This window comes from Desulfoluna spongiiphila (assembly GCF_900101345.1).
Lineage (GTDB): Bacteria > Desulfobacterota > Desulfobacteria > Desulfobacterales > Desulfolunaceae > Desulfoluna > Desulfoluna spongiiphila.
The window spans coordinates 436,851-461,842 of the sequence record NZ_FMUX01000002.1 but is presented as its reverse complement, the minus strand read 5'-3'; the positions used below and the strand labels follow the sequence as shown (position 1 = coordinate 461,842).

General features: G+C 62.9%; 10 protein-coding genes. 3 read left to right on the top strand and 7 right to left on the bottom strand.

Annotated elements, in window-relative coordinates:
- Position 1 precedes the first annotated feature (1 nt).
- Positions 2 to 1,123, bottom strand: coding sequence for an MlaE family ABC transporter permease (locus tag BLQ12_RS04955; protein ID WP_092208854.1), 1,122 nt, complete (start codon positions 1,121 to 1,123; stop codon positions 2 to 4).
- A 677-nt stretch (positions 1,124 to 1,800) separates the two neighbouring features.
- Between BLQ12_RS04955 and BLQ12_RS04950 the strand changes: the two genes are divergently transcribed.
- The 3 genes from BLQ12_RS04950 to BLQ12_RS04940 are packed head-to-tail and all read left to right on the top strand — an operon-like array spanning position 1,801 to position 8,778.
- Positions 1,801 to 2,520 carry a nucleotide-binding protein gene (locus BLQ12_RS04950; protein WP_175469509.1) on the top strand — a complete coding sequence of 240 codons (720 nt, stop codon included), beginning with the start codon at positions 1,801 to 1,803 and terminating at the stop codon, positions 2,518 to 2,520.
- A 22-nt stretch (positions 2,521 to 2,542) separates the two neighbouring features.
- Positions 2,543 to 3,304 carry a hypothetical protein gene (locus BLQ12_RS04945; protein ID WP_092208850.1) on the top strand — a complete coding sequence of 254 codons (762 nt, stop codon included), beginning with the start codon at positions 2,543 to 2,545 and terminating at the stop codon, positions 3,302 to 3,304.
- A gap of 11 nt (positions 3,305 to 3,315) precedes the next feature.
- On the top strand, positions 3,316 to 8,778 hold the full coding sequence (locus tag BLQ12_RS04940) for a PKD domain-containing protein (protein ID WP_139163849.1): 5,463 nt from the start codon (positions 3,316 to 3,318) through the stop codon (positions 8,776 to 8,778).
- 196 nt (positions 8,779 to 8,974) lie between these two features.
- On the opposite strand, the gene BLQ12_RS04935 is transcribed toward BLQ12_RS04940, so the two are convergent.
- From BLQ12_RS04935 to BLQ12_RS27310, 6 genes are all read right to left on the bottom strand, one after another.
- A complete protein-coding gene (locus BLQ12_RS04935; RefSeq protein ID WP_092208846.1) occupies positions 8,975 to 9,976 on the bottom strand; it encodes a polysaccharide deacetylase family protein in 1,002 nt (333 codons plus the stop codon).
- Complete coding sequence (locus tag BLQ12_RS04930; RefSeq protein ID WP_092208844.1) at positions 9,973 to 10,839, bottom strand: alpha/beta fold hydrolase; 867 nt, start codon at positions 10,837 to 10,839, stop codon at positions 9,973 to 9,975. The genes BLQ12_RS04935 and BLQ12_RS04930 overlap by 4 nt, the downstream gene beginning before the upstream one ends.
- 389 nt (positions 10,840 to 11,228) lie before the next feature.
- Positions 11,229 to 11,978, bottom strand: a complete 750-nt coding sequence (locus BLQ12_RS04925) for an alpha/beta hydrolase family protein (protein ID WP_092208842.1) — start codon at positions 11,976 to 11,978, stop codon at positions 11,229 to 11,231.
- A 32-nt stretch (positions 11,979 to 12,010) separates the two neighbouring features.
- Positions 12,011 to 18,385, bottom strand: coding sequence for a hybrid non-ribosomal peptide synthetase/type I polyketide synthase (locus BLQ12_RS04920; protein ID WP_092208840.1), 6,375 nt, complete (start codon positions 18,383 to 18,385; stop codon positions 12,011 to 12,013).
- The gene (locus tag BLQ12_RS04915; protein ID WP_092208838.1) at positions 18,382 to 23,691 is read right to left on the bottom strand and encodes a non-ribosomal peptide synthetase; all 5,310 of its coding nucleotides are present in this window, start codon (positions 23,689 to 23,691) and stop codon (positions 18,382 to 18,384) included. Before BLQ12_RS04915 ends, BLQ12_RS04920 begins: the two co-directional genes overlap by 4 nt.
- Positions 23,688 to 24,962, bottom strand: coding sequence for a methyltransferase domain-containing protein (locus BLQ12_RS27310; protein WP_175469508.1), 1,275 nt, complete (start codon positions 24,960 to 24,962; stop codon positions 23,688 to 23,690). The genes BLQ12_RS04915 and BLQ12_RS27310 overlap by 4 nt, the downstream gene beginning before the upstream one ends.
- Positions 24,963 to 24,992: the final 30 nt, after the last annotated feature.

The following is a 24,992-nucleotide window of genomic DNA, read 5'->3' as shown; positions in this document are numbered from 1 at the left end:
GTTAGATTCCGATGATGCTGGTGACCACGGCGATGAGGCCGTCGGCGATGATAATGCCCACAATGGAGGCGACCACGGCCCGTGTGGCCGCATCCCCCACATCCGAGGCGCTGCGCCCGCATCGCATGCCGTGATAGCAGCCGGCCATGGCAATGATGACGCCGTACAGGATGCTCTTGAGGATGCCGTGCATGAACTGGGTGATGTCAAGGGCTGCCCGGGTCTGGTTCCAGTACTGAACCCAGGGGATGTCCAGCATCCCCACCCCGATGGCCATGCCGCCCCCGATGCCCAGGAAATCCGCATACAGACAAAGCAGGGGCATCATCAGCACCAGGGCCACCATCCTCGGTATCACCAGGTACTCCGCCGGGTTCAACCCCATGGTGGTGAGGGCGTCCACCTCTTCATTGACCTGCATGGTACCGAGTTGAGCGGCAAAGGCGGCGCCGGTGCGCCCGGCCATGATGATGCCCGTCATCATGGCCCCGAGCTCACGGGCCATGGCAAGGCCGACAATGTCGGCCACATAAATCTGGGCCCCGAACAGCTTGAGCTGCACCGAGCCCACAAAGGCAAAAATCACACCGATGACAAGGCTGATAAGGGAAACGATGGGAAGGGCCGACGCCCCGCAGTCCTGGAGGAGAAGAAAAAAATCGTCGCGCCTGAAGCGGCCCCTGCCGGTGAGAACCCGGCCCAGGCCCAGGGCCACCTCCCCCACAAAGGAGAGGGTATCCACGAGCACCATCCACGCAGCGGTGGTTTTAAGGCCCGCACGCAGCAGCAGGGATTCCCGGGGCGCCTCAACCGGAACGGCATCGCCCCCGGCCCCCTGGGCGGCCAGGGCCATGAGCCGGAGCATCCCCTTGGGAATCCCCTCCTCATCCACGGCCACGTCCCGGGATTTGAGGTCGGCAACCAGCCCGCTCACAAAAACGGCCAGCCGGGAATCCCAGCTGACAAGGCCTGTGGTGTCAAAGCGCACCTGCCGGGCCGCTTCCAGGGCATGGACGGACTCCGAAAGCCGGAGCTTCGGACCGGCCTGGCGCCAGGGGCCGTACAGGCGAATCACGCCTTGCCCCTGCTCCGTTGTGATGGTGATACCGCCCTGCTCCTGCATGCCTTACCGCTCCCTGTTCCAATCCGTCCAGTCAACCCGACTCCGGTCGTTGCCCATGGTCTGTCGTGGGTGCCCCCTCAATGCAAGACAGATATACGTGCATTGCACCGATAATACAAGCAGGATAGCCCGTCAGAAGGGGCTTAGAGCAAAAAAACGGTTGGCGTTGTGAACGCCGACAGGCAGGCGGCCAGATGCCGCCGTGGCCCTGTTCCGTCCGCTCCACAGCGCCCCCTTGAGCTCCCTTTCCCGGAACAATACTCATTAAAAAAAACAAGGGGTGTCACCTTAATTTGCATTGAAAACAAGAACACATTCAACTATATTTGGAATACATACACAGGATTCATCATCTCCCCTTGAGCCTCACCAGACAAGACGTCCCGCAGCCTCACAACCTGACGAAACAGACGCCCCAACCCGCTGTAATTCCTTCCTGAAATGATTCTGTTTTAACATACCGATGTTCGTACATACCCACGCATCAAGCGACCGGACCCATTGTTCTGGTGGCAGGTGCTTTTGTGTTCATCTGCAATGCGCCGCGTGGCCCCACGAGCCCTTTTCCGGAGACACAACACGCCTTGCCGAGCAAGGCCTGCGCCCGGAGGACGCCGGTGGCCATGTGTACGGACCCGTTATACGTATCTTATCAACACCATAGTCAAGGATACACCATGGACAGGAAACACAGCAACACGTCATCCACCCTCAGGAACAGTGCTGAGACACGACGCATCTACTCCGTCGTGTTTGAACAGAAAGGGGCCTCTCCGCCCCGGAGCGTTCTCATCACCAGCGGCTGGTGGGGTGAGGGAAAGACCACCCTGGCCTGCAACCTGGCCGCCCTGGCCGCCGGGGAAAAAGGGAAAAAGGTGCTGCTTATCGATTACAACTGGTTTTCTCCGGAGGTGCACACACAATTCGGCATCCCCGCAGAGCCCCCGCCGAGTTCGTCCCGCGATGTCCTGGACAAAGTCATCGCCGTGCCGGGCATGGGGGACCTGTCCATCCTCACGGCCGCCGCCTTCACCGGATCGGAGAGCTGGAACGACGCCAGCTCCATTCCCAGCCAGGCCGCCCTGATCAACGAGGCCAAAAACAGGTACGACCTGATCTTCATCGACGCCTCGGCCGTCTACCCCACGAACCGCAACATGAACGACCCCATGCTGTTAGGCAAAGCCGCCGACGGGGTGATCCTCGTGGCCCTGACCCATGTCACCCCCAAGTCAAAAACCAAGCGTGCCTGCTGCGCCCTCCAGTCCAGCGGTGCCCTCGTGCTCGGCATTGTCGCCAACCAGTGGCGAAACCCCTTGTCGCCCTTGAGCCACGGCCCCGCACGTCGCCACGGGACGGGGAAAGCCGGCACGCGTTTATTACCCTCTAACCGCTAACCGCGATATCGTGAGGTTGACCATGATTTTTTACCTTGAGCGATTGGCCTATCGCCTTACCGCACATTGGATCTTTTTCTGGATGGTCCTGATCCCGCCCCTGGTGTATGTCGGCTATATGGCCTTGACGCCAAGCGTATACACCCTTTCATCCAGTTTTGCCGTTCCCCAGGACGCCCCGGTGGCCCAGACAGGCTCCCCCACCGGGGTGGCCCCTTTGGCCCCCCTTCTCTCAAGCCCCTCTCGCTGGGAGTCGTTCGTCAAAAGCAATTTCAACTCCCAGCGCATCATGGGATACCCCCGGGGCTACGGGCTGCCCATCTCTCCGAAAAAAACCAACACGATCTACAATGAGGCACTGACCAACCTGACGCTCAGGGTCGAGGACAACAACCTGCGAACCATTTACACGGGGAGTGACAAGGAACTGGGAAGCCACCTGGTCTTTTACTACAGCACCACCCTCCACCAGAGAATCCAGGAGGGGTACAAGCGACAGGGCGCCCACATCAAGGCACCGGTCATCGACGTTCCCCGCATGGACCCCCTGGCACCGGCCACACGCCTTGCCTGGAGCAGCGACCGGGCCCTGCCCACGCTCCTGTGGCTCTTTGCTGGGCTCGCGGCCTTTGTCTTTGTGCACATCCTGTTGGACACCATGGACAGCTCCTACAAATCCGAAAAACAGATTGCCGAAGACACCCGGCTTCCGATTTTGGGCCGGCTCCCGAACTTAAATGCAATACCCGTTGGGAAAGACACCCCCCAACACCATGACTTATAAGCAGAAACGTAATGAGATACACGCCCGCAACACGAGATTTACGCACACGCACCTGGAATGTTCCCGTCAGCACCTCCCATGGCTCGGAGCGAACGCGGCCCCTCCTTCGGATGGGGTTTCGCTCCCTTTTCGTCCTGTGGGCTTTTGTTTTCTGGCTTCTCGCCCCCATGGGGGCCCACGCAGGGGAGGCCACCCTCTCCTGGCCCCCTGCCGCCGAAGCCGCTCATTACGTCGTCTATTGGGGCACCAGCTCCGGTGAATACGGCCAGCAGAGCGCCAACATTCCGCAGCCCTCGCCCCTGACCTCCCAGATCACCCATGTGGTGCCCGGCCTGTCCGAAGGCACCACCTATTTTTTTGCCGTCAAAGGGTTTAACGCCTGCAACGGGGCCTCGGACTTTTCCAACGAAGTGTCCAAGACCATTGCCCTGCCGGGTGCAAACACGCCCCCTGTGGCCAATGCCGGTTCAGATCAGCGGCACCCGGACACCACCGACGGGTCTCCTACCTCCGTGACCCTGAGCGGCACCGCATCCAGTGATCCGGATGGCTCCATTGCCAGCTATGCCTGGAGCCGTGTGGACACGAACACGGCCTACACCGTGGTGCTCCAGAACGCCGGTTCGGCCTCTGCCTCCTTTTCGGCACCGGAAGTAACCGGGGACGTCGCCTTTGAGTTCGAGCTCACCGTCACCGACGACAAAGGGGCCACAGACACCGACCGGGTGACGGTCACCGTCACCGAACGTGTGGAGCAGACAGGGGACGCCACCCTGACCTGGCCCTCCTCGGCCGAGGCCTCGTACTATATCGTCTACTGGGGAACGGAATCGGGGGCCTACACCGACCACAGCACCAGCATCCCGCAACCCGCGGCCCTTCCGCCCCAGATGGTCTACTCCGTGCCCGGCCTGGCCCAGGACACCACCTACTACTTTGCCGTCAAGGCCTTCAACGCCTGCAATCAGCCGTCCGACTTCACAAACGAAGTCACCAAGACCATTCCCCTTCCCGGTGGAAACGTCTCCCCTGCGGCCGATGCCGGCTCTGATCAATCCCACCCGGAAACCATCGGCGGCATCCCCACGCGCATCACCCTGGATGCCTCGGGCTCCACGGATTCAGACGGCACGATCATCGCCTACCACTGGCGGCGTGTGGACTCCCACTCCGACGTGTCCACCATTCTCTCAAGTCCCACGGCCGTGCGGCCCTCGTTTAATGCGCCCAGCGTCTCCACCAACACCGACCTTGTCTTCGAGCTCACGGTGACCGACGACAACGGGGCCACCGATGCCGACCGCGTAACAATAACCATCACCAACGTCAACCAGGCCCCCATGGCCAACGCCGGACCGGACCAGACCCGGCCCGAAACCACCGATGGGGTCCCCACGACCGTCACCCTGGACGGCTCCGCCTCCAGCGACCCGGACGGGTCCATCACCGGGTACGCCTGGACCCGTATCGACTCTCAGACGGGCATCGCCATCTCGCTGCAGAACAGCGACACGGCCACCCCGAGCTTTGTGGCCCCGGATGTCTCGGCCAACACCACCTTTGAGTTTGAACTCACCGTCACAGACACCAGCGGTGCCACCGCCTCGGACCGCGTCCGCACCACCATCACCCACGTGAACCAGGCGCCCGTGGCCAACGCAGGCCCGGATCAAATCCATCCTGAAACCACCGGTGGGGTGCCCACCGTCGTCACCTTGAACGGCAACGGCTCCAGCGATGCGGACGGTACCCTCACCCGCTACGCCTGGGCCCGCACCGATACCAACAGCGGGGTTTCGGTCTCGCTCCAGGATGCGGACACGCCCACGCCACGGTTTACGGCCCCCACCGTATCCGCGGACACCCCCCTGGAGTTCGAGCTCACCGTCACCGATGACAACGGCGCCACCGCTTCGGATCGGGTCCTTGTCACCATCACGCGCCTCAACAGGCCGCCCGTGGCCAACGCAGGCCCGGACCAGACCCACCCGGAGATCACCTCCGACGGCACCCCCACCACCGTCGTGTTGAACGGTACGGGCTCCAGCGACCCGGACGGCACCATCACCGGCTACGCCTGGGCTCGCACGGACTCAAACACAAAGGTGACCGTCACCCTTGATAACGCCGACACGGCCACCCCCAGCTTTGTCTCTCCCGACGTCGGGTCCCACACCGCCCTTGAATTCACCCTGACGGTCACCGATGCGGACGGTGCCACGGATCAGGACACCACCCAGGTGATCCTGACCAAGGTCAACCGAAATCCAAAAGCCAACGCCGGGCCGGACCAGACCGTCGACCAGCAGGCTGAGGTGACCCTGTCCGGTGCCAACTCCAGCGACCCGGACGGCACCATCACCGCCTTTGCATGGGAACAGGTCCCCACCGCCGACGAGCCGGTGGTCGCCCTCTCCGGTGCCGACACGGAAACGGCAACCTTTACGTCCCCCGATGTGGACGCCGACGGCACCGCCCTGACCTTCCAGCTGACGGTCACCGACAATGAGGGAGCCACCCATTCGGCCACGAGCCTTGTGAACGTCACCTATGAAAACCAGCCCCCCGTGGCTGATGCCGGGCCGGACCGCACCGCACGGGAAGGGGAACCCGTCACCCTCTCGGCGGTCAACTCCTCGGACCCCGACAACGACCCCATTGCCGCGTACCGCTGGGAACAGCTGGAAGGACCGTCTGTTGACCTCATGGACGCCGATACCGCCGTTGCCGGCTTCACGGCTCCGGACGTGGGCCCCTCCGGGGGCAGCCTGACCTTTAAACTGACCGTGACGGACAGCCGCGGGCTTTCGGCCACGGCACAGACCGTCATCAACGTGATCTTCGTCAACCAGCCCCCGGTGGCCGACGCCGGGGCCGACCAGACCCTGGCCGCAGGCGGGACCGTAACCCTTTCGGCGGCGGGCTCCACGGACCCGGACAACGGCATCGCCTCCTATGCATGGACCCAGACCCTGGGCCCCCCGGCGGGCATTTCGGATACAACGGCTGTGGCCCCCACCGTCACGATTCCTGACGACATCCCAGACGGTACCCAGCTCACCTTCATGGTGACCGTGACCGATACAGGAGGCCTCACCGGCACCGACACCGTGCTGGTCAACATCTCCAACCTCAACCAGCCCCCCGTGGCCGAGGCCGGGCCCGGCCAGACCGTGCGTAACGGCACGGAAGTGACCCTCTCCGCGGCAGGGTCCAGCGACCCCGACGGCACCATTGCATCCTACCGCTGGGCACAGAAAACCGGGCCGGTGGTGACCCTGTCCGATGCCTCGGCCGAGGCACCGGTCTTCACCGCCCGTGCCGATGGTCCCGATGGATCGACCCTGACCTTTGAACTGACGGTCACGGACAACGACGGACTCTCCGCTACGGACCAGGTCATCATCAACGTCACCGATACCAACCAGCCCCCGGTGGCAAGGGCGGGTGAAGATTTTTCCGCCGATGAAAAAAGCACGGCAACCCTCTCGGGTGAGAAATCTTCGGATCCTGATGACGGCATCGCAGCCTACAGATGGGAGCAGGTCTCCGGCCCCTACGTGGCCCTTGCAACACCCGATGAGGCCGTCACAACCTTTACCGCGCCGGATGTCACCATGGACGAAGCCACCCTGACATTCCGTCTCAAGGTCACGGACAACGGCGGGCTTTTCGCCACCGACGAGGTGACCGTTACCATCGCCTTTGTCAACCAGCCCCCCGTGGCCTCTGCTGGGCCCGACCAGGTGGTGGACGAAGGGGCCATCGTCACCCTCTCTGCGGCCGGAAGCCATGACCCGGACAACAACCTGGCCGGCTATCTCTGGGAACAGATCGAAGGGCCTACGGCTTTCCTGTCCGACGCTGAAACCGTCAGCCCCACCTTCACGGCCCCCATTGTGGGTGCCGGAGGGGCAAGGCTCCTCTTCCGTGTTACCGTCACGGACAGCCAGGGGCTCACGGCCACGGACACCGCCGCCGTTCAGATCCTCTTTGTCAACCAGGCCCCCGTGGCCCATGCCGGTGAAGACCAGTTCGTGCTGGAGGGAGAGACGGTCACCTTAAACGGAACCTCCTCCCAGGATCCGGATGACGGCATCTCCACCTGGACCTGGGAACAGACGGCCGGGCCCACCGTGACCCTGACGCCCCCGGGGGCATCCGTCGTCCACTTTGTGGCGCCCAAATCCACACCGGGCGGCGTGGAGCTTGAGTTCACGCTGACGGTAACGGACAACGGCGGCCTGTCGCATTCGGACGCCACCAAGGTCACCGATACCCTCGTGCAGACCAACCCTACGGACGATACGGGCAACGCCTCCATCGAGATCCTGGACAGCCGCATGCAGCACCGAGACTGGCTCAGCATCGGCTGGGATGCCTACAGGAAAAACAACAACGAAGCCCGGGTGGCCAGCGGCGACCTGGACGGAGACGGCTACAATGAATTGGTGATTGGTCTGGGGCCTGTGGATTCGGATCCCTCCATTCCCGGCGGGTACTTCCAGATCATCTCCCATGACTTCAAGCACCTGGCCTGGGGGCAGATTCCCTGGGAAGAGTACAACGCTGAAAACGGAGAGACATGGCCTGCATGCGGGGACATCGACGGAGACGGTGTCGATGAAATTGTGGTGGGATTGGGCAAAGGGGGGCAGGGAAAACTGGCTGTCTTCTCATACAGCCTCGGCAACGTCGCGCTCCGCCAGTGGACCTCGATCCCCTGGGATGCCTACAACGAGGCCATCGGGGAAACCCGGCCCGCCTTCGGCAACATCGACGACGACCCCTGCATGGAGATCGTGGTGGGACTGGGATCGGACGAAAGCACCAGCTTTACGCCCAACGGCCGCTACGCCATCCTGGACAAGGATTGCAACAACAACCTGAACGGCCCCTTTGAGCTCAAGGCCTGGGGACAGAGCCAGTGGACCGAATACAACGCTTCCAACGGGGCCACCTGGCCGACCTGTGGGGATATCGACGGCGACGGACGGGATGAAATCCTCCTGGGCCTGGGGGCCGGCGGGGAAGGACGCACCGAGATCGCCACCTATGTCAACGGCGCCCCGGTCCACCACAGCTGGCTCACCGTGGACTGGAACGACTACAACAGCATGCAGGGAGAGACGCGCCCGGCCACCACGGACATCAATAACGACGGCACCGACGAGATCATCATCGGCCTCGGCCCCGTCCCCGACGACGAGCACCTGCCCGAAGGACGTTTCCCCGCCATGACCGCGGATCAGTCCGTGGTGCAGTGGGGGCAACTGGGGCTCTCACCCTACAACAAAGCCAACGGTGAGAGCAGGCCCACGCCCTTTGTCTCCAACGGCGAACACTTCGTGGCCATCGGCATGGGACCCTACATCCCCGAGGAACCCGACACCGATCCCGACGAAGACGAACCCCCCGCGTCCGGTTCCGGCTCATCGGCCTGTTTCATCGATGCCTTACGTGGCGGGCAGTAACAACTCAATCCAAAAAGCCCCCGGCGGCCCTGCCGGGGGCTAAACGTTTGCCTGATCTTATAACGACGGGTTTAACAAACAGGCTTTAAAAACAGATTCAGGCCAATCAAAATTAAAAGAGAATTGGCCACGTGCTTTCAAGGTGGCACACCTTGCCGCCGGAGGCATCTTTTTGGTTTTTACTATGAGCCCTTTGTCACTGCCCGTGGCCCAGGCGTCCCGGGATGTCGTGTGTGGAATGACCATTCAGGGCTGCTGATAGCGGGGAAAAAACGAACCCCTCACCGGCGGCATAATCCAGAAACATCTCGATGTCTGCCAGAAACCGCGCCAGGTCTTTTTCGCTGCCCACAAAGGGGCTCTTGCCAGGCAGCATGGAGGTGGAATGAAACGAGAGGTTGAGATACCGGTGCCCGAAGCGAATGCATTGCCTCGCCAGGCGAACCATCTCCGGGCCGCTGCTCAGCTCCGGTGAAAGCCACCTGAAATTGAGCAGCCCCAGGCGATCCAGGATACCCAGCAGGCGAAGCCGGGAGAGCGGTTTTTTGCGGAGTTTTTCCATGAGGGAATAACAGGAGCGACCGTTTTTCTGGTAAAACCCCACGGTGGGGGGAACCTCAAGGAGGGTACCCTTTGGATCGGACGCCATCGGGTGGTCGGGATGAAACCGGTAGGCTGCGGTGTGGCCCCGGCTGAAATCGGGACCACCATAAGGGGCCCAATCCACAAAGGGGCTGATGGAGGTGTCGATGCGGTACCCCAGCGAGTCGATGGTCCGCGCCACCTTTTCGTCAAATCCCCACCGTCCGGCCCTGAAACAGGCGGGGGTGAGGTTGAAGCGGTCTTCGATGGCGGCATGAAGGCGCGTCATCTTTTTTTTCACCAAGGCCTCGGGCAGGTTGCACATCATGGAATTTTCCACCGAAATTTCTTCCTCATACGGTGGGGTGTTCCAGGGATGGCAATGGGTCCCGATCTCGCATCGCCCGTCATCGCAGATACCTTTTAAAATCTCCCGAGCCCTGTCGTCCGTTGCCACGGGCCAGTTGATCAGGTAGGTGGGAACAGCGCCGTACCGGTCAAACAGCCGCTGAAGCTCAGGGATCCTCTTCAGGTTTTCCACGGGATTGTCCGTGGCGTTGTACACATCCCAGGAGTCCTCTTCGGTGTCGATGGTGATATACACGTGAACGGTCATTTGGTTCCCTCCAGATACATCGGCGCCTCACTGGAAAAATACTCAGTCACCCAGGTAAAAATGATGCCCATCAGATGCCGCCGTACGGACATTGCCGTGTAGGTGTGGTTGGCCTCTTCAAGATATTCGAGCTGGAGCTTCCCCTTGAAGTCCGTGGTCTTGAACATGTCCGTGAACTGCTCCGCGTAGTTGTAGTACCCGGCGATGCCCCCCGAATAGATATAGAGCATCCGGACCCCTCGGCCCGCCATCTCCCCCAGCTCTCCGGCCACCCGCGCCTTAGGCGGGAAATCACGATCGTAGACATCCCCCCCGTCCCCTGCCCCCCTCCCGAATGCGGGGATAATCCGGGCCACGGCCCTGCCTAAGCATTTGGCCACGAACCAGGCCAGCCGCACGGGGTTGATCATGTACGGGGCGTAGTCCTTTAAGTAAAACCGCAAGGTGGGGTAGGTAAACCCATCCAACATCACCACCCCGCAGACCCGCTCGTCCACGCTGGCAACGGCATGGGCGTTGTCCGCCCCGGAACAGAGACCCACCAGCACAAAGGTCTCGATCCCCTTTTTTTCCGCCAGAAGGTCCATGGCATCGATGATGTCGTCCCTGGAGCGTTCCGCATAATCCCGGGAATCCCGGGGCATGGGGCTGTCACCCAGGCCGGAGCCGTCAAACCGGAGCACATGGAACCCCGAAGCCTCAAACCCCCGGGCCAGTTCCACATAAAGACGATACGGCCCCACACGATGAAGGAGCCCCGCGTTGAGCAACAGGACACCGGGCAGCCCCCCAGGCCCGGCCTCAGGCTCGGAAAGAATCCCCACAAGGTTCTGGTGTTCTCCGAATACCAGTACTTTTTCCATAACAAGCCTCCTTATGGGGATATCAAAATGAGAGGAAAAACTCGCCTTCGTCACAGAGGGCCAAGAAAAAAACAAAAGCGATGCCTCCGGCGGCGAGGTGTGCCACCTCGAAAGCAGGTTGCGAATGCGCTTTCCCCTTCGTTCCTCAGGGAAAATCACATTCGCCTTTGATTTTGATTGGCCTGAATCTGTTTTTAAAACCTGTTTGTTAAACCCGTCGTTATAAGATCAGACAAAAGCTTAGCTCCCTGCAGGGCCGCCGGAGGCAATTTTAACTTGGCTGCCTCCGGCGGCAAGGGTGACGAAACCACGTTAGGCAAAAAACACATTGAAAGCAGGTTGCGGATTCCTTTTACCCCTCGTTCCTCGGGGACAAATCACATCCGCATTTAAAGCTGCTCTCCGATGGCCTGAACCATGGCGTTGGCCACCAGGACCTCGTCGTGGCCGTCATACTTGTCCCACCCTGCGGGTTCCGGTACGAAGGTGGTGTCCACGGTGTTCCCGGCCGCCACCAGGGCCTCTTTGAAGCGATCGTACTCGGGTCTTTCTTCGGACAGGGCCAGGTGAACGGAACCGGGCAGCGGACGCTCATGGACCAGAAGGTTCACGGCCCCGATGGAGGCGATCATCTCCTGTGAAAAGGGAAACCCTAGGATCTCTTCGTCCCCGTGGTCCGGCGAGGCCACCCCGCCGGCGCGCCTCAGATCGTCGAGGTATGTGTCTCCGTCCACCACCGGATCCCAGAGCACCAGCTCACGGAGTCCCAGGAGGTCGCCCGCAGCGCCAACGGCAAGGGAAGCCCCGAGACGGATCCCCACCACGGAGAGCCTGCGGGCACCGGAGATATCCGTCAACTCATGGCTGGCCGTCACAAGGTCCCGGTGCCATTGGGCCATGCTTCCCTCAGCGCTCTTTCCGGCGGAGTCCCCCACGCCGTAGTAGTCGAACTTGAGCACGTGGCGCCCGGCAGCGGAAAGGGCAAGGGCCAGCTGCCGGATCGCCATGTGGGTCCTGATATGCTCATGGGCCACAGGGGCTGATATCAGGACCCCGTCCTGGTGCAGGCCTGCTCCGGCCGGGGGGTAATAGACTCCGAAGAGCTGGGTATCGGGAGCTCCGAAATAAAATGGGACCATGGGCGCATCTCACCTTTCATCTCTGGCGACGGTCAGGCCGGTCGGTTCTCATTGGCGGGCACCTCCACGGGATCTTCCTTGGGTTTTAAGGCCCCTGCGACCTTCTCCCAGAGCTGCCGGAGTTTGTTCCCGGGGCCATTCCCGTCGCCGGACTCTGCAAAGGGATACCGGGCCGCAATCTGTCCGAGGGTGTTTAAAAAGATATCCCGGGGGCTAAGCCGCACCCCGGTCTCTTTGAGCACCCGGGCGATGACACGGATGGCCAAAAGGGAGTGGCCACCGGCATCAAAAAAGTTGTCGTGAACCCCCACCCGTGCGATGCCCAGCTCTTCCTGCCAGATCCCGGCCAGGATTTTTTCGCTCTCGGTTTCCGGGGCCACAAACTCCTGGGTCTGGACCGTGCCCAGGCTGAAGGATTCTTGGATTTTTTTCCGGTCGATCTTGCCGGCAGGGGTGAGGGGCAGCTGGTCGATCTCGATAAAGTGCTGGGGAATCATGTAGTCCGGCAGGGTCTTTCGCAGGTGCTTTCGCAACTGGGAGCCGGTGGCCGAAGCCCCTTGTTCGTAGAGGAGGTGCGCCACGAGGCGTACGTCCCCTGCGCTCTCTTCCCGGACGGTGACGATGCCCTGGCGGACGGCCTCGTGGTCGGTAAGGCTGGCCTCGATCTCCCCGGGCTCGATGCGAAAACCCCGCACCTTCACCTGGTTGTCCATCCGGCTCAGGTACTCGATGCTCCCGTCGGGATGGAACCGTGCCAGGTCCCCCGTCCTGTAGAGCCTTGCCCCGGGATCCTCTGCAAAGGGATCCGGGATGAATCGTTCTGCGGTGAGCTCCGGGCGATCCAGATAGCCCCGGGTCACCCCGTCCCCCCCGATGAAGAGTTCTCCGGGCACCCCCACGGGCAGGGGCTGCATCTGGCGGTCCAGGATATGGATCTGCGTGTTGGCGATGGGCCGTCCCACGTGGATGGGGCCGCCGTCCCTGTCCAGCAGGCAGCATGTGGACCACACCGTCGTTTCCGTGGGGCCGTACATGTTCCACACCTCGGCCACCCGTCCGGTGAGCTCTTCGGCGAGGTCCGGCGGAAAGGCCTCCCCACCGCAGAGGATTTTCATGGTGTCCGAGCCTTCCCATCCCGCGGCCAGCAGCAGCCGCCACGTCCCCGGAGTGGCCTGCATCACCGTCGTCCCCGAACGTTTAAGGGCTGAAACCAGCTCCAGGCCGTCCCGGGCGGTTTCGCGGCCCGCGATGACCACCTGGGCTCCCACGCTCAAGGGAAGGAAAAGCTCCAGCACGGCAATATCAAAGGAGAGGGTCGTCACGGCCATAAGGATGTCCCGGGGCCCAAGCCCCGGGGTCCGGGCCATGCTCGTGAGAAAATTCACCACGGTGCCGTGGGGCACCTGGACCCCTTTGGGTTTGCCCGTGGAACCGGAGGTAAAGATCACGTAGGCAAGGTGCCCCGGCTCGGGTTGCTCCCAGGCGCTCTCCATGCCTTCTGCCTGTCCGGGAAGGATATCCCTGTCCAGGCAGATGACCAGGGCGCTGTTCTCGGGCAGATTCGCAAGCAGCGCCCCCTCGGTGAGGAGCACCGAGACCTTGGCGCTCTCCACCATGTAGGCAAGGCGCTCGGCCGGGTACTCCGGGTCCAGGGGCACGTAGGCCCCACCCGCCTTGAGAATCCCCAACAGGCCGGCAAGCATGTCCGCGGACCGCTCCACACAAATCCCCACCAGGACATCCGGCCCCACCCCCGAGATGCGAAGGTGGGCGGCAATGGCCTCGGCCCGCTCATTCAACTCCCCGTAGGTAAGCGATACCCCGTCGCATGACACGGCCGGGGCGTCGGGGTGGCGTTCAACCTGGGCCTCAAAGAGGCCATGGATACAGGCCTCCCGGGGGTAGGAGGTCGCTGTTTCGTTCCACTGCCCCAGCAATGCCTGTTCCGAGGCCGAGAGAACCGGAAGCTTTGCCAGCTCTGCGGAAGGCTCAGCCACGATGCCTTCCAAGAGCACCGCATAGCTTTCGAGCAACCGCTTGATGGTCTCCACGGAAAACAGGTCCGTGGCGTACTCGAAGGCCACCTTCATGCCGGTGCCCTCCCTGCCGATGGTGCACATCAGGTCGGTCTGGGCCACATGGGTCTCCACGGGTTCTTCCCGCCACGACACGCCGCCCATGGTGCGGTCCTGCTCCATGTCCCCCAGGAAGACAAAGAGCACCTGGTAGAGGGCGGTCATGCTCAGGTCCCGGTGGGGGTTGAGCTCCTGGACCAGGCGTTCAAAGGGCATCTCCTGATGGTTGTACGCGTCGAGACACACCTCTTTGACGCGCCCCAGAAGCTCCGTAAAGGTCAAGGTCCCCCCACAGGCCGTGCGCAGCACCAGGGTGTTGGTAAAAAAACCGACGATCTCTTCGGTCTCCCCATGGACGCGGTTGGCAAAGGGAGAACCCACACAGAGCTCCTCCTGGCTCGTGTAGCGATACAAAAGGGCCTTGAACGCGGCCAGAAAGATCATGAACAGGGTGGCCCCTTCCCTGCGAGCCAACGCCTCCAGAGGGGCGGCCAGGGCCTCGGGGATCACCAGGGTCTCGGTGGCCCCCCGGCCGGAGAACTCGGCGGGACGCGGAAAGTCCGCAGGAAGCTGCAGAACGGGCAAGTCCCCTGCCAGCTGATGTTTCCAGTAAGCCAGCTGCCGTTGATACGCCTCGCTCGAAAGCCACGCCTCCTGCTGCCAGCGGGAGTACTCCGGGTAGGTAATGGGAAGGGTCGGAAGATCAGGGGTGCTCCCCGTTGCAAAGGCCTCGTAAAAGACGAACAGTTCCCGCTGGAAGATGACAAAGGAGATGCCGTCAAAGATGCTGTGGTGGGGCATGAAAAAGAGCACGTGCTCCGTGTCGGAAAGGGTCACCAGGCCCGCGCGCACCAAGGGACCTTTTGCCAAATCAAGGGGCCTGGCCGCCTCGGTTTCCAGATAGCCCGCCAGCGTCTGCTCCCGCGACTCCGCGGGCAGCGTGCTGTAATCCACCTCGGCAAAATCGATCTCCTGGGAAGGGGCCACCACCTGCACCGGCACGTCTCCGTCCATGGCAAAGGTCGTTCGCAGGGCATCATGGCGATCCATGAACGCCTGGAGGCTCCGCCTCATCACCTCCCCGTCAACGGCCCCTGAAAACCGGATGGCAAAGGGAAGGCTGTACACAGGGGAGAGGGGGTTGATCTGATCAACATACCAGAGGCGCTTCTGCATGGACGAGAGCGGGGCGTTGCCGTCCCATGGGGTGTCCTCGACAAAGCGGGTGATTCCGTGGGTCTCTGCCCCGTCCGCCGGTTCCCGGGCCTGCTCGGGTGCCTCAGCCGCCGGGCGAGCCGGCACGCTCTCGGCCAGTGCCGATTCGATGAACGCGGCCAGTTTCGGGAAGGTGGCATACTCCCCCACCAGGTGCCGAAAGCCCAGGGTAACGCCGAAGACGCTCTTCAGTCGATTGCTCACCTGGGTGAGAAACAAAGAATCCATGCCCATCTCAAGGAAGGTAACCGAGGGGGAAAAGGCATTGAAATCAATCCCCGACAGCTCGTGCATGATCTCTTTCAGGCGCGCCACAATGGCATCGGTGCCGGTCTCCTGCCGAGGGGCAAGGGACGCCTCGGGAACCTCAGCGGCATGGACGGCCTCCTCCGAGACGGGCACCTCGGTCACGTCGCCCGCAGGGGCCCTGTCCGCCGGTTCAATCCAGTGACGTGTCCGCTCAAAGGGGTAGGTGGGCAGCAGGATGCGCTGCCTGCGCTCGGCAGCAGAAAAACCCTCCCAGTCCACCTGCCCCCCGGAGAGCCAGTACTCGCCCAGGGCTTTCAGCAGGCAGGCCAGGGCCGGGAGACGCTCTTTGGCATGGCCCAGGGAGGAGATAACGGTCTGGGCCGCCTCCCGGTTCGGATGCTGCCTGGCCGAGGTGCTCAGGGCCGTTCCGGGCCCCACCTCAATGAGCACCCGGCCGGAGACCTTCTGCAGCTCCCGGATCCCGTCGCTGAACAGCACGGGTCGACGGAGCTGGCTCACCCAGTACCCCGGGTCCGTGGCCATTTCCTCGGTGATCCAGGTGCCCGTCACGTTGGAGATAAAAGGAAGCTCCGGGGGATGGAAGGACACGCCCTCCAAGGCCTCGGCAAAGGAAGCCAGGGCCGGTTCCATCATCTCCGAATGAAACGCATGGGAGGTATGAAGCCGGGTGGTGTCGATCTCCCGGGCGGCCAGGGCCTGTTCAAAGGCCTCCATGTGCTCGTGGGCCCCGGAGACCACGCAAAGGGACGGGGCGTTGACCGCAGCCAGGGCGATTCCCGGCGTCAGCAAGGGGGTGAGCTCCTCCACGGAAAGCCGCAGGGCACGCATGCTCCCTTCGGGCATCTGCTGCATCAGGCGTCCCCGGGTGGCCACCACGGCCAGGGCGTCCTCCAGGGAAAAGACCCCGGCCAGGGTGGCGGCCACATACTCACCGATGCTGTGGCCGATCATGGCATCCGGACGAACACCCCAGCTCTGCCAGAGCTCGGCCAGGGCATACTCCACCGCAAACAGGCAAGGCTGGGTCAGCTCGGTGCGGGCCAGCCGCCGGGTTGCCTCCTCCTCCTGCCCTTCGGCGGGAAAAAGGATCTCCCGGATGTCCAGGCCGAGGTGCGGCACAAGGCCTTCGGCGCACCGGTCCAGGGTCTCCTGGAATACCGGCTCGCATTCGTAAACCTGATGCCCCATCCGGACGTACTGGGACCCCTGGCCGGAAAACATGAACACCACCGAGGGATCCCGCCTGCCCGGGGTGCGAGTCATGGCCCACGGTCCCTCTTCCTGCCGGGCCGCGGCAATGGCCTCCTGTGCGTCGCGGCAGATAAAGGCCCGCCGCACGGCCATGTCCTGACGCCCCACCTGAAGGGTGTAGGCCACGTCCCCTAAGGGCACCTCCCCCCGGGATGCCAGGCAATCGGCAAGGCGCTCGGCCTGGGCTTCAAGGGCCGTCTCCGTCTTTGCCGAGAGCAGCATCAGCTTCCAGGGGCGCTCCTCCCCGGAAGGAGGAGGCTCCGGCCCCTCTTCCAGCACGGCGTGGGCGTTGGTCCCTCCGATGCCGAAGGAACTCACACCGGCCCGCCTCGGGAGGTGCTCCGGGGCCCAGTCCATGGGCCGGTCCACCACATAAAAGGGGCTGTTTTCAAAATCGATCTCCGGGTTGGGGCTCTGAAAATGAAGGCTCGCAGGAATTTTTCCGTGCTGCAGGCACAGGGAGGCCTTGATCAAGCCCACCACCCCTGCGGCGGCATCGGAGTGGCCGATATTGCTCTTCACCGAGCCGATGCCGCAAAAACGGCGAGCATCGGTCTTCATGCGAAAGGCCTTGGTGAGGGCCGCGACCTCGATGGGGTCCCCCAGGGGCGTTGCCGTTCCGTGGGCCTCCACGTAGGAGATGGTCTCGGGCTCCACCTCGGCGGCGGCGTGGGCCATGGCGATGACCTCGGCCTGTCCCTGGACGCTCGGCGCGGCGTACCCGATCTTCTGGGAGCCGTCGTTGTTCACGGCAACCCCCTTGATCACGGCGATGACCTGATCCCCGTCGGCCAGGGCATCTTCCATGCGCTTCAAGGCCACGACCCCCACCCCGCCGCTGAAGACCGTCCCCTGGGCCTTGGCGTCAAAGGGACGGCAGTGTCCGTCCGGGGAGTTAATGGCCCCTTCCTGGTAGAGGTACCCGGACTCCTGGGGAAAAATCACCGACACCCCGCCGGCCAGGCAAAGATCGGAGTCATAGTTCAAAAGGCTCTGGCAGGCATAGTACACCGACACAAGGGAGGTGGAGCACCCGGTCTGGATGTTGACGCTGGGCCCTTTCAAGTTCAGTCGGTGGGAGGTCCGGGTGGTCAGAAACTCCATGCGGTTGCTCAAGATGGCGGCAAACCCGTCCGGGGTTCGCTGGCGAATCATCCGCTCCAGGTGGTCGTGGTTCCGGGTGATGTTGTGCAGGAAATAGCTGTCGATGAAGCTCCCCCCGCCGAACAGGCCGATGACCCCCTCGTAGGTTTCCGGATCATACCCGGCCCGCTCAAGGGTCTCCCACACACACTCCAGCCAGAGGCGGTGCTGGGGATCCAGCAGGGAGGCCTCCCGGGGGTTAAAGCCGAAGAAACCGGCATCAAAAAGATCGGCACCGTCGATGATGCCCCGGGCGGCCACGTAGCTGGGGTCGTCCTTGACGGCATCGTAATCCAGCTCATGCTTTTTAAGGGCCTCGTCGGACACCACGGTAATGGACTCCACGCCGTTCACGAGGTTCTCCCAAAAGGCCTCACAACTCGAAGCCCCGGGGAAACGGCCCGACATGCCCACAACGGCAATGGCATTTGCATACTGATCCACCTGGCTCATGTGCGATCTCCCGTTCTATTTTTTTTTCTCCTGGACAATGTCTCTTTTCTCTTTTTCAGCCTCGCCTGCATGTCGTCGCGTGCCGGGGCCGGCTCCGACCCCGCCTGGGGTTTAAGGAAGTCGGCCACCGCACGGATGGTGGGATACTCGAAGAGATGGTGGACTTTCAGGTCGGCCTTCAGCGTACCGGCCAGCTTGTTGGCCACCTCCACAAGGAGAAAGGAGTCTCCTCCCACCTCAAAAAAGTTGTCGTCGACGCCCACATCATCCACCCCCAGATGGGCTTGCCAGACCTCTGCGATGGCGCTTTCAACCTCGTTGCCGGGGGCGGCGTAGAGGGTTGCCACATCGGGTCTGTCCGTGGTGGGTGCCGGCAGGGCCTTGCGATCCACCTTGCCGTTTCCCATGAGGGGCAGGGCCTCAAGCTGGATAAAATACGAGGGGATCATAAACTCGGGAAGTTTTCCCACCAGAAAGCCCCGCAGGGCCGCGGCCATGCCCGTGACCCCCTCGGTGACCACCACATAGGCCACCACCTTCTTGTTGCCCACCCCGTCCTCCCGGGCGGCCACCACGGCTTCCAGGACATCGGGGTGCCCGCAGACCACCGCCTCGATCTCCCCCAGCTCGATGCGCAATCCCCGGACCTTGACCTGGAAATCGTTTCGCCCCAGGTACTCAATCTGGCCGTCGGGCAGGTAACGGGCCAGGTCGCCGGTTTTGTACAGGCGGGCGTCGGGCTCCTCCACGAAGGGGTCGGGGATGAAGCGCTCCCGGGTCAGCTTCGGCCGGTTCAGGTAGCCCCTGGCCACCTGAACCCCGCCGATATGAAGCTCCCCGGCCACCCCCACCGGCACAGGCTCCATGTGCCGGTCCAGGACATGGATGCGGGTGTTGGCAACGGGCCTGCCGATGGGCACCACAAGGCCGCGGTCTTCCCGCCTGCATTCCCAGAAGGTGACGTCCACCGCCGCTTCCGTGGGCCCATACAGGTTGTGGAGTTCCGCGTTCAGGGTGTCGAAGAACCGGTCCCTGAGTTCGCAGGCCAGGGCCTCGCCGCTGCAGATCACCTTGGTCAGGCTTCGGCAGCGCTCCCCGTGATCTTCCCGGAGAAAAAGCTGCAGCATGGAGGGGACAAAGTGGAGAACGGTTATGGCCTCGTCCTCGATGAGGTGCCCCAGGGCTCCGGGGTCTTTGTGAACCCCCGGCGGCGCCACCACCAGGCGGGCCCCGAAGAGCAGGGGCCAGAAAAATTCCCAGACGGACACATCAAAGCTGTATGGGGTTTTCTGAAGGACACGGTCCTCTGCGGTGAGGTTGTAGGCCTCCTGCATCCAGTACAGGCGGTTGCTGATGCCCCGGTGGGAATTCATGACCCCCTTGGGCCTGCCCGTGGACCCCGAGGTGTAAATCACGTAGGCCAGGTTGTCCTCGGTCACCCCCGAAACAGGGGGCTCATCAGATTCCCGGGCCACCGTCTCCCACTGGGTATCCAGGCAGATCACCACCGCCGAATGGGCCGGTAGCACCCCCTGAAATCGCTCCTGGGTGAGAAGCACGGGCACCTCGGTGTCCTCCAGCATAAAAGCCAGGCGCTCCGCAGGATAATCCGGGTCCAGGGGGACATAGGCCCCTCCGGCCTTCAAGGTTCCGTAGAGGGCCACGATCATCTCCACGGAACGTTCCATGAACACCCCCACACGTTTTTCAGGCCCCACCCCGAGCTTCTGCAGGGCATGGGCAAGGCGGTTGGCGCGCCGGGACAGTTCCCGGTAGGTCAGGGCCTCGTCCCCCCACCCGACGGCCACGGCATCGGGGGTCTTTGCCACCTGAACCTCAAACATATCGTGGAGGCACACGGGCTCAGGGTAGGTCCTTGCCGTGTCGTTCCAGGCCACCAGCAGCTTGTCCCGCTCGGAGCAGCTCAGCAGGGGCAGACGATCCAGGGGGCTCTCCCCGGATCCGGCCACGGCCTCCAGCAGCACCTCGAAACTTTCGCACATGCGGGCCACGGTGGCGGCGGAAAAAAGCTCTGCGTTGTAGACGAAAGCGCCGTGCCAGCGCTCGCCCTCGTCCCGGACAAAAAGGGAGAGGTCGCATGCGGGCCCCCGTTCGGCCCCTCCGGGAAGGGGCCCGTCCTGGAAGGTAAACATCGCCTGAAAAAGAGGGTGGGCATCCGGGGCGTGGTCCGGGTCCAGGAGTTCAGCAAGGCGGGCCAGGGAGATCCCCGCACGGGTCCGTGCCGTGCGGGCGGCCTCACAGATGCGGCCATGGAGGGCATCAAAGGTGCAGGGTTCCGACACATCCGCACGCAAGGGGAACACATGGGGTGAGGCCCCGCCGTTTTCGGGGCGGTCCCCGTTTGTCCCCGAGACCCCCACCATCAAATCCGTCTGGCCGGAATACCGCGCCAGCAGGGTAACGTAAGCGGACAACAACAGGGAGGAAACGGTCCCCCCTTCCGAGAGGACCCGCCCTTTGAAGGCTTTCAGGCACTCCTGCGAAAGGCGAAACCTATGGGTACCGCCCCGAAAGACCAGTTTGGCGGGACGCGGCTGATCCACCGGCAGTTGAAGCACGGGCAGATCCGTGCCCAGGGTCTCTGACCAGTAAGCGAGCTCTGCCGCCTCCGCTGAGCCACCGGGGGCCGTCCCCGATCGGAAGGCCTCTCCGGAGCAATCCACGGAGACCCCGGCCTCCCGGAGAGAGACCGCCGTCTCCCGGATGAAGGCGTCGTCGGTGCCTCCCTGGCCGGGGCGCCGAAGGGAGGTGAGAATCACCGGCTGGCCGGACTCGGAAACCTGCTGGCGGGCCAGAAGGGCCAGGGTGCTTCCCGGCCCCACCTCAAGCAGGACCCCTGCGGGCTGCGCCAGCAACGTGGACACGCCCTTGGAAAAACGCACAGGCTCCCGCAGGTGGGACGCCCAATAGGTGGGGTCCATGGCCTGGGATGCGGTGAGCCAGGTCCCCGTCACGTTGGAGACAATGGGAATCCGAGGGGCTGCGGGACAGACCTTGCTCACACAGGCCTCAAAAGGGGCAAGGGCCGGTTCCATCATCTCCGAATGAAAGGCATGGGAGGTACGCAGCTGCGTCCATCGGGCCTTTTTGCCTTCCATTTTCATGGCCTTGCCCAGCCTCTCTTCAAGGGCCTCGATCGACGCCCGGGGCCCGGACACCACACACCGGGACGGGGCGTTGATCACAGCAACAGAGAGCCCGTCACTCAAAAACGGGATGATCTTCTCTTCGGGCAGCCCCACGGCCAGCATGGCCCCTCCGGGTTGCCCCTGCATGAGGCGTCCGCGTGCGGCCACCAGCGACAGGGCGTCGTCCAGGGAGAAGACCCCGGCCAGGCAGGCGGCGGTGTATTCGCCGATGCTGTGCCCGATCATGGCCCGGGGCTGAACGCCCCAGCTCATCCAGAGCCGGGCCAGGGCATATTCCAGCGTAAAGAGAACCGGCTGGGTGATGGCGGTCTGTTTCAGCCTCTCGGACACCTCGGTGTCCTCATCGGGTGAAGGGTACATGATTCGGCGGATATCACAGCCCATAAGGGGCACCAGCCGATCTGCGCAATAGTTCACCCAGTCCCTGAACTCCGGTTCCCCCCGGTACAACCCCTCTGCCATGCGCACATGCTGGGCCCCCTGCCCGGTAAACATGAACGTAACCGGGGGCCCCGCAGACGACCTGGCACCCTGTTCCCGTTCCCACGGAACGGGAGGGGCCGGTCTCTGACCCGGACCGCCCGGAAGGTCCCCGTCCCTTCCCAGGGGCATCGGCACGTCCCCGAGGCGCATGTCCGGTGTCGCCATGACATGCCTCAAACACCCCTCGAAGGCCGAGGCAAGGGAGACGATGGTCTCCTCGGTAAACAGGCCCGCCCGGTACTTGAAAACACAGGCCAGGCCCTCATCGGTATCAACAACTTCCAGAACCAGCTCGTACTGGCCCTCTTCCTGCTCCAGGGGGTAAGGCATGATGCCCATGCCGCCGAAATCCACCGGCACCTCATGGGCCGCCCCCATGAAAAAATCCGCTGCCGGCCCCAGGATCTTGCGGTTGAGCATGTTGAACATCACCTGGAAGAGAGGCGACCGGCTGGGATCCCGGTCCAGGCCAAGCCTCTCCACAAGCAGGGGAAAGGGGTAGGTCTGATGATCCAGGGCCTGCAGGACAACCCGCCTGCTCCGCCTCAGGTGTTCCCGAAAGCTCATGCTCGGCGACAACTCCCCGCGCATGGCCACCATGTTGATAAAATGCCCGCAGGCGCCTTTGTATTCAGGCCGGACGCGTCCCACCGCCGGTGTGCCGATGATCAGGTCCCCCTGGTTGCAGAAACGCATCAGGGTCACCTGGAAAACCGCCAGCAGCATGACGTAGACCGTGACGTTTTCGTTTCCCACAAACCCCCGAAGGGCGTCATAGGTCTCCCCGGTCAGGTGGAACGGGTAGCAGTCCCCGGTAAAACGCGGAGAGACGGGGGGGGTGCCGTCCAGGGGAAGATTCATCACCGGCAGGGGAGCCGACAGCCGATCCCGCCAGAAGTGCTCCAGCCGCGTGCCCTCCTCACCGGCCAGCATCTCCTGCTGGTAATCGACAAAATCACGGTACTGACGTTCCACCGGGGAAAGCCCCGCCTCCCCCCCGGAGACCGCCGCCCGGTAGAGCCTGCCGAACTCATCGATGAGAAGGTTAAAGGAGCTCCCGTCGCTGGCGATGTGATGAATCGTCATCACAAAAATGTGTTCGCCCCCTGAAAGCTCGAAAAGGCAGACCCTCAAAAGCGGTCCCCGTTCCAGGTCAAAGGGCCGGGCGTGGTACCCCTGGACCAGCTCCTTGAGCGCTTCTTTGGAGAGCTCCTGGGCGTCCACCAGGTGAAACTCCGGCTCCATGGCGTCGTGGACAGTCTGGCAGGTCTGCCCCCCTGAGCCGTCAAAGCCGTAGGTGGTCCTGAGGATCTCGTGGCGGGCGCTCAGCTGCCGGCACACGCCCGGTACCACCTCGGGACGGATCTCCGTCACGATGCGGGCTGACAGGGAGACGTTGTAACAGGCCGAATCCGGGTCCATGCGGTTGAGGATCCAGAGGGACTGCTGGTTGTACGACAGGGGGCAGGTCCTGTGATCCTCCACGGGGGGTGCCCCCAGGTGTGCCAGCAGGCCGGGCTTGTTCAGCTTGATCAGCCGCCTCAGCTCGGGGGTCATGCGCCCTTTGGGGGCTCGGAACTTGAGGCCTCCGCCTTCGACCCACAGGGAGATATCCAGCCGGCCCAGTTTTTCCATGATGTACGCGATGCTCATAGGTCACCCTCTTCCCATTCCACGACGTCCTCGTCCGAGCCCGTTGCGTCACCGGACATGGCCTGTGACTCCTCGGCCGGTCCCTTCGGAGCCTCCTCAAACAGCTGCCCGTACAGGGTGGCCGCGATGTCGTCCAGGCTCTGCCCCTCAAAAAAGTCCATGAGAGAAAGGCTCACCCCCCACTGGGATTCCACCTCGTCCATCACCTCCACGGCCATAAGGGAATCAAACCCAAGGTCATTGATCCGCATGCCCCCTTCCAGGGATTCCGGAGAAATCCCCAGGGCATCAGCCACACGCGCCACGACATAGGATGTCAAGAGATCAAGGCGGTCATGGGGCTGGGCAGCCAGGACCTGCCCGGGCCCCAGCCCCGTGACGCAGCCGTCCCCATGCCCCCCCCGCTCAACAGCACGCGGGGTCCCCGGGGCCACGTGCAGTTTGGGGATCCCGCGGGAGCCCGACGCCCGTTTCTCTCCGCCGGAGACAAAAAGCTGCCTGAAAATGGAGTGATGCTCATGGCGCAGCACCCGATGCCACTTCACGGCGAGCCGGTCCAGGAGCCCCGAGGGCAGATACCCGTCCTTCACAAGCTGGGAGGGGATGCCCACCCCCTCGGACTTAAGGAACATGTCGTCGCCGGTTACGGCGCTGTGGGCGCACACCACCTCCAGGTCCACATCGGTGAACCCGCCTTTCCTGAGAAGGGGAGGCAGCTCGCGGCCGATGAGGGGGTTGCCCCCCTCGTCCACCCTCAGGCGGCAATACGCCTCATAGAGTTCGCCCAACTCCGGGATTTCGGGCTGGGTCCGCAGGTGCATGGCAAAATCATTGTCCACGAACACGGCCCTGCCCCCCGGCTTCAGGACCCGATGGACCTCCCGGACAGCGCCGAGGGGGTCGGGCAGGTGCTCCAGCACCAGCCGGGTAATGACAAAATCAAAACTCCCCGAGGTAAAGCCCAGGTCCATGATGGACTGCTCCGAGATATCGCACCGCCCCTCCAGCCTCTCCTTGAGGATGGCCACAAGGTAAGGGTCTACCTCAATGGCCGTAGCCCGACACCCCGGATACGCCGTCAAAAGGTTTTCAATGACATGGCCGGGACCGCTCCCGCATTCCAGCACCCGCATACCGTCCTTCAGGCCGAACCGACGGTACGCCTCCACCTCCTTTTGCCAGAAGAGGTCCACCTGGGAACGAAGGCGGTTTACCTCGCCTTCCACATTGGTCGAAAACTCTTTGATTCTGTATGACCTTGAGCAATGCATCCTTGTCTCCATCCATAGTCTTTCATTCGC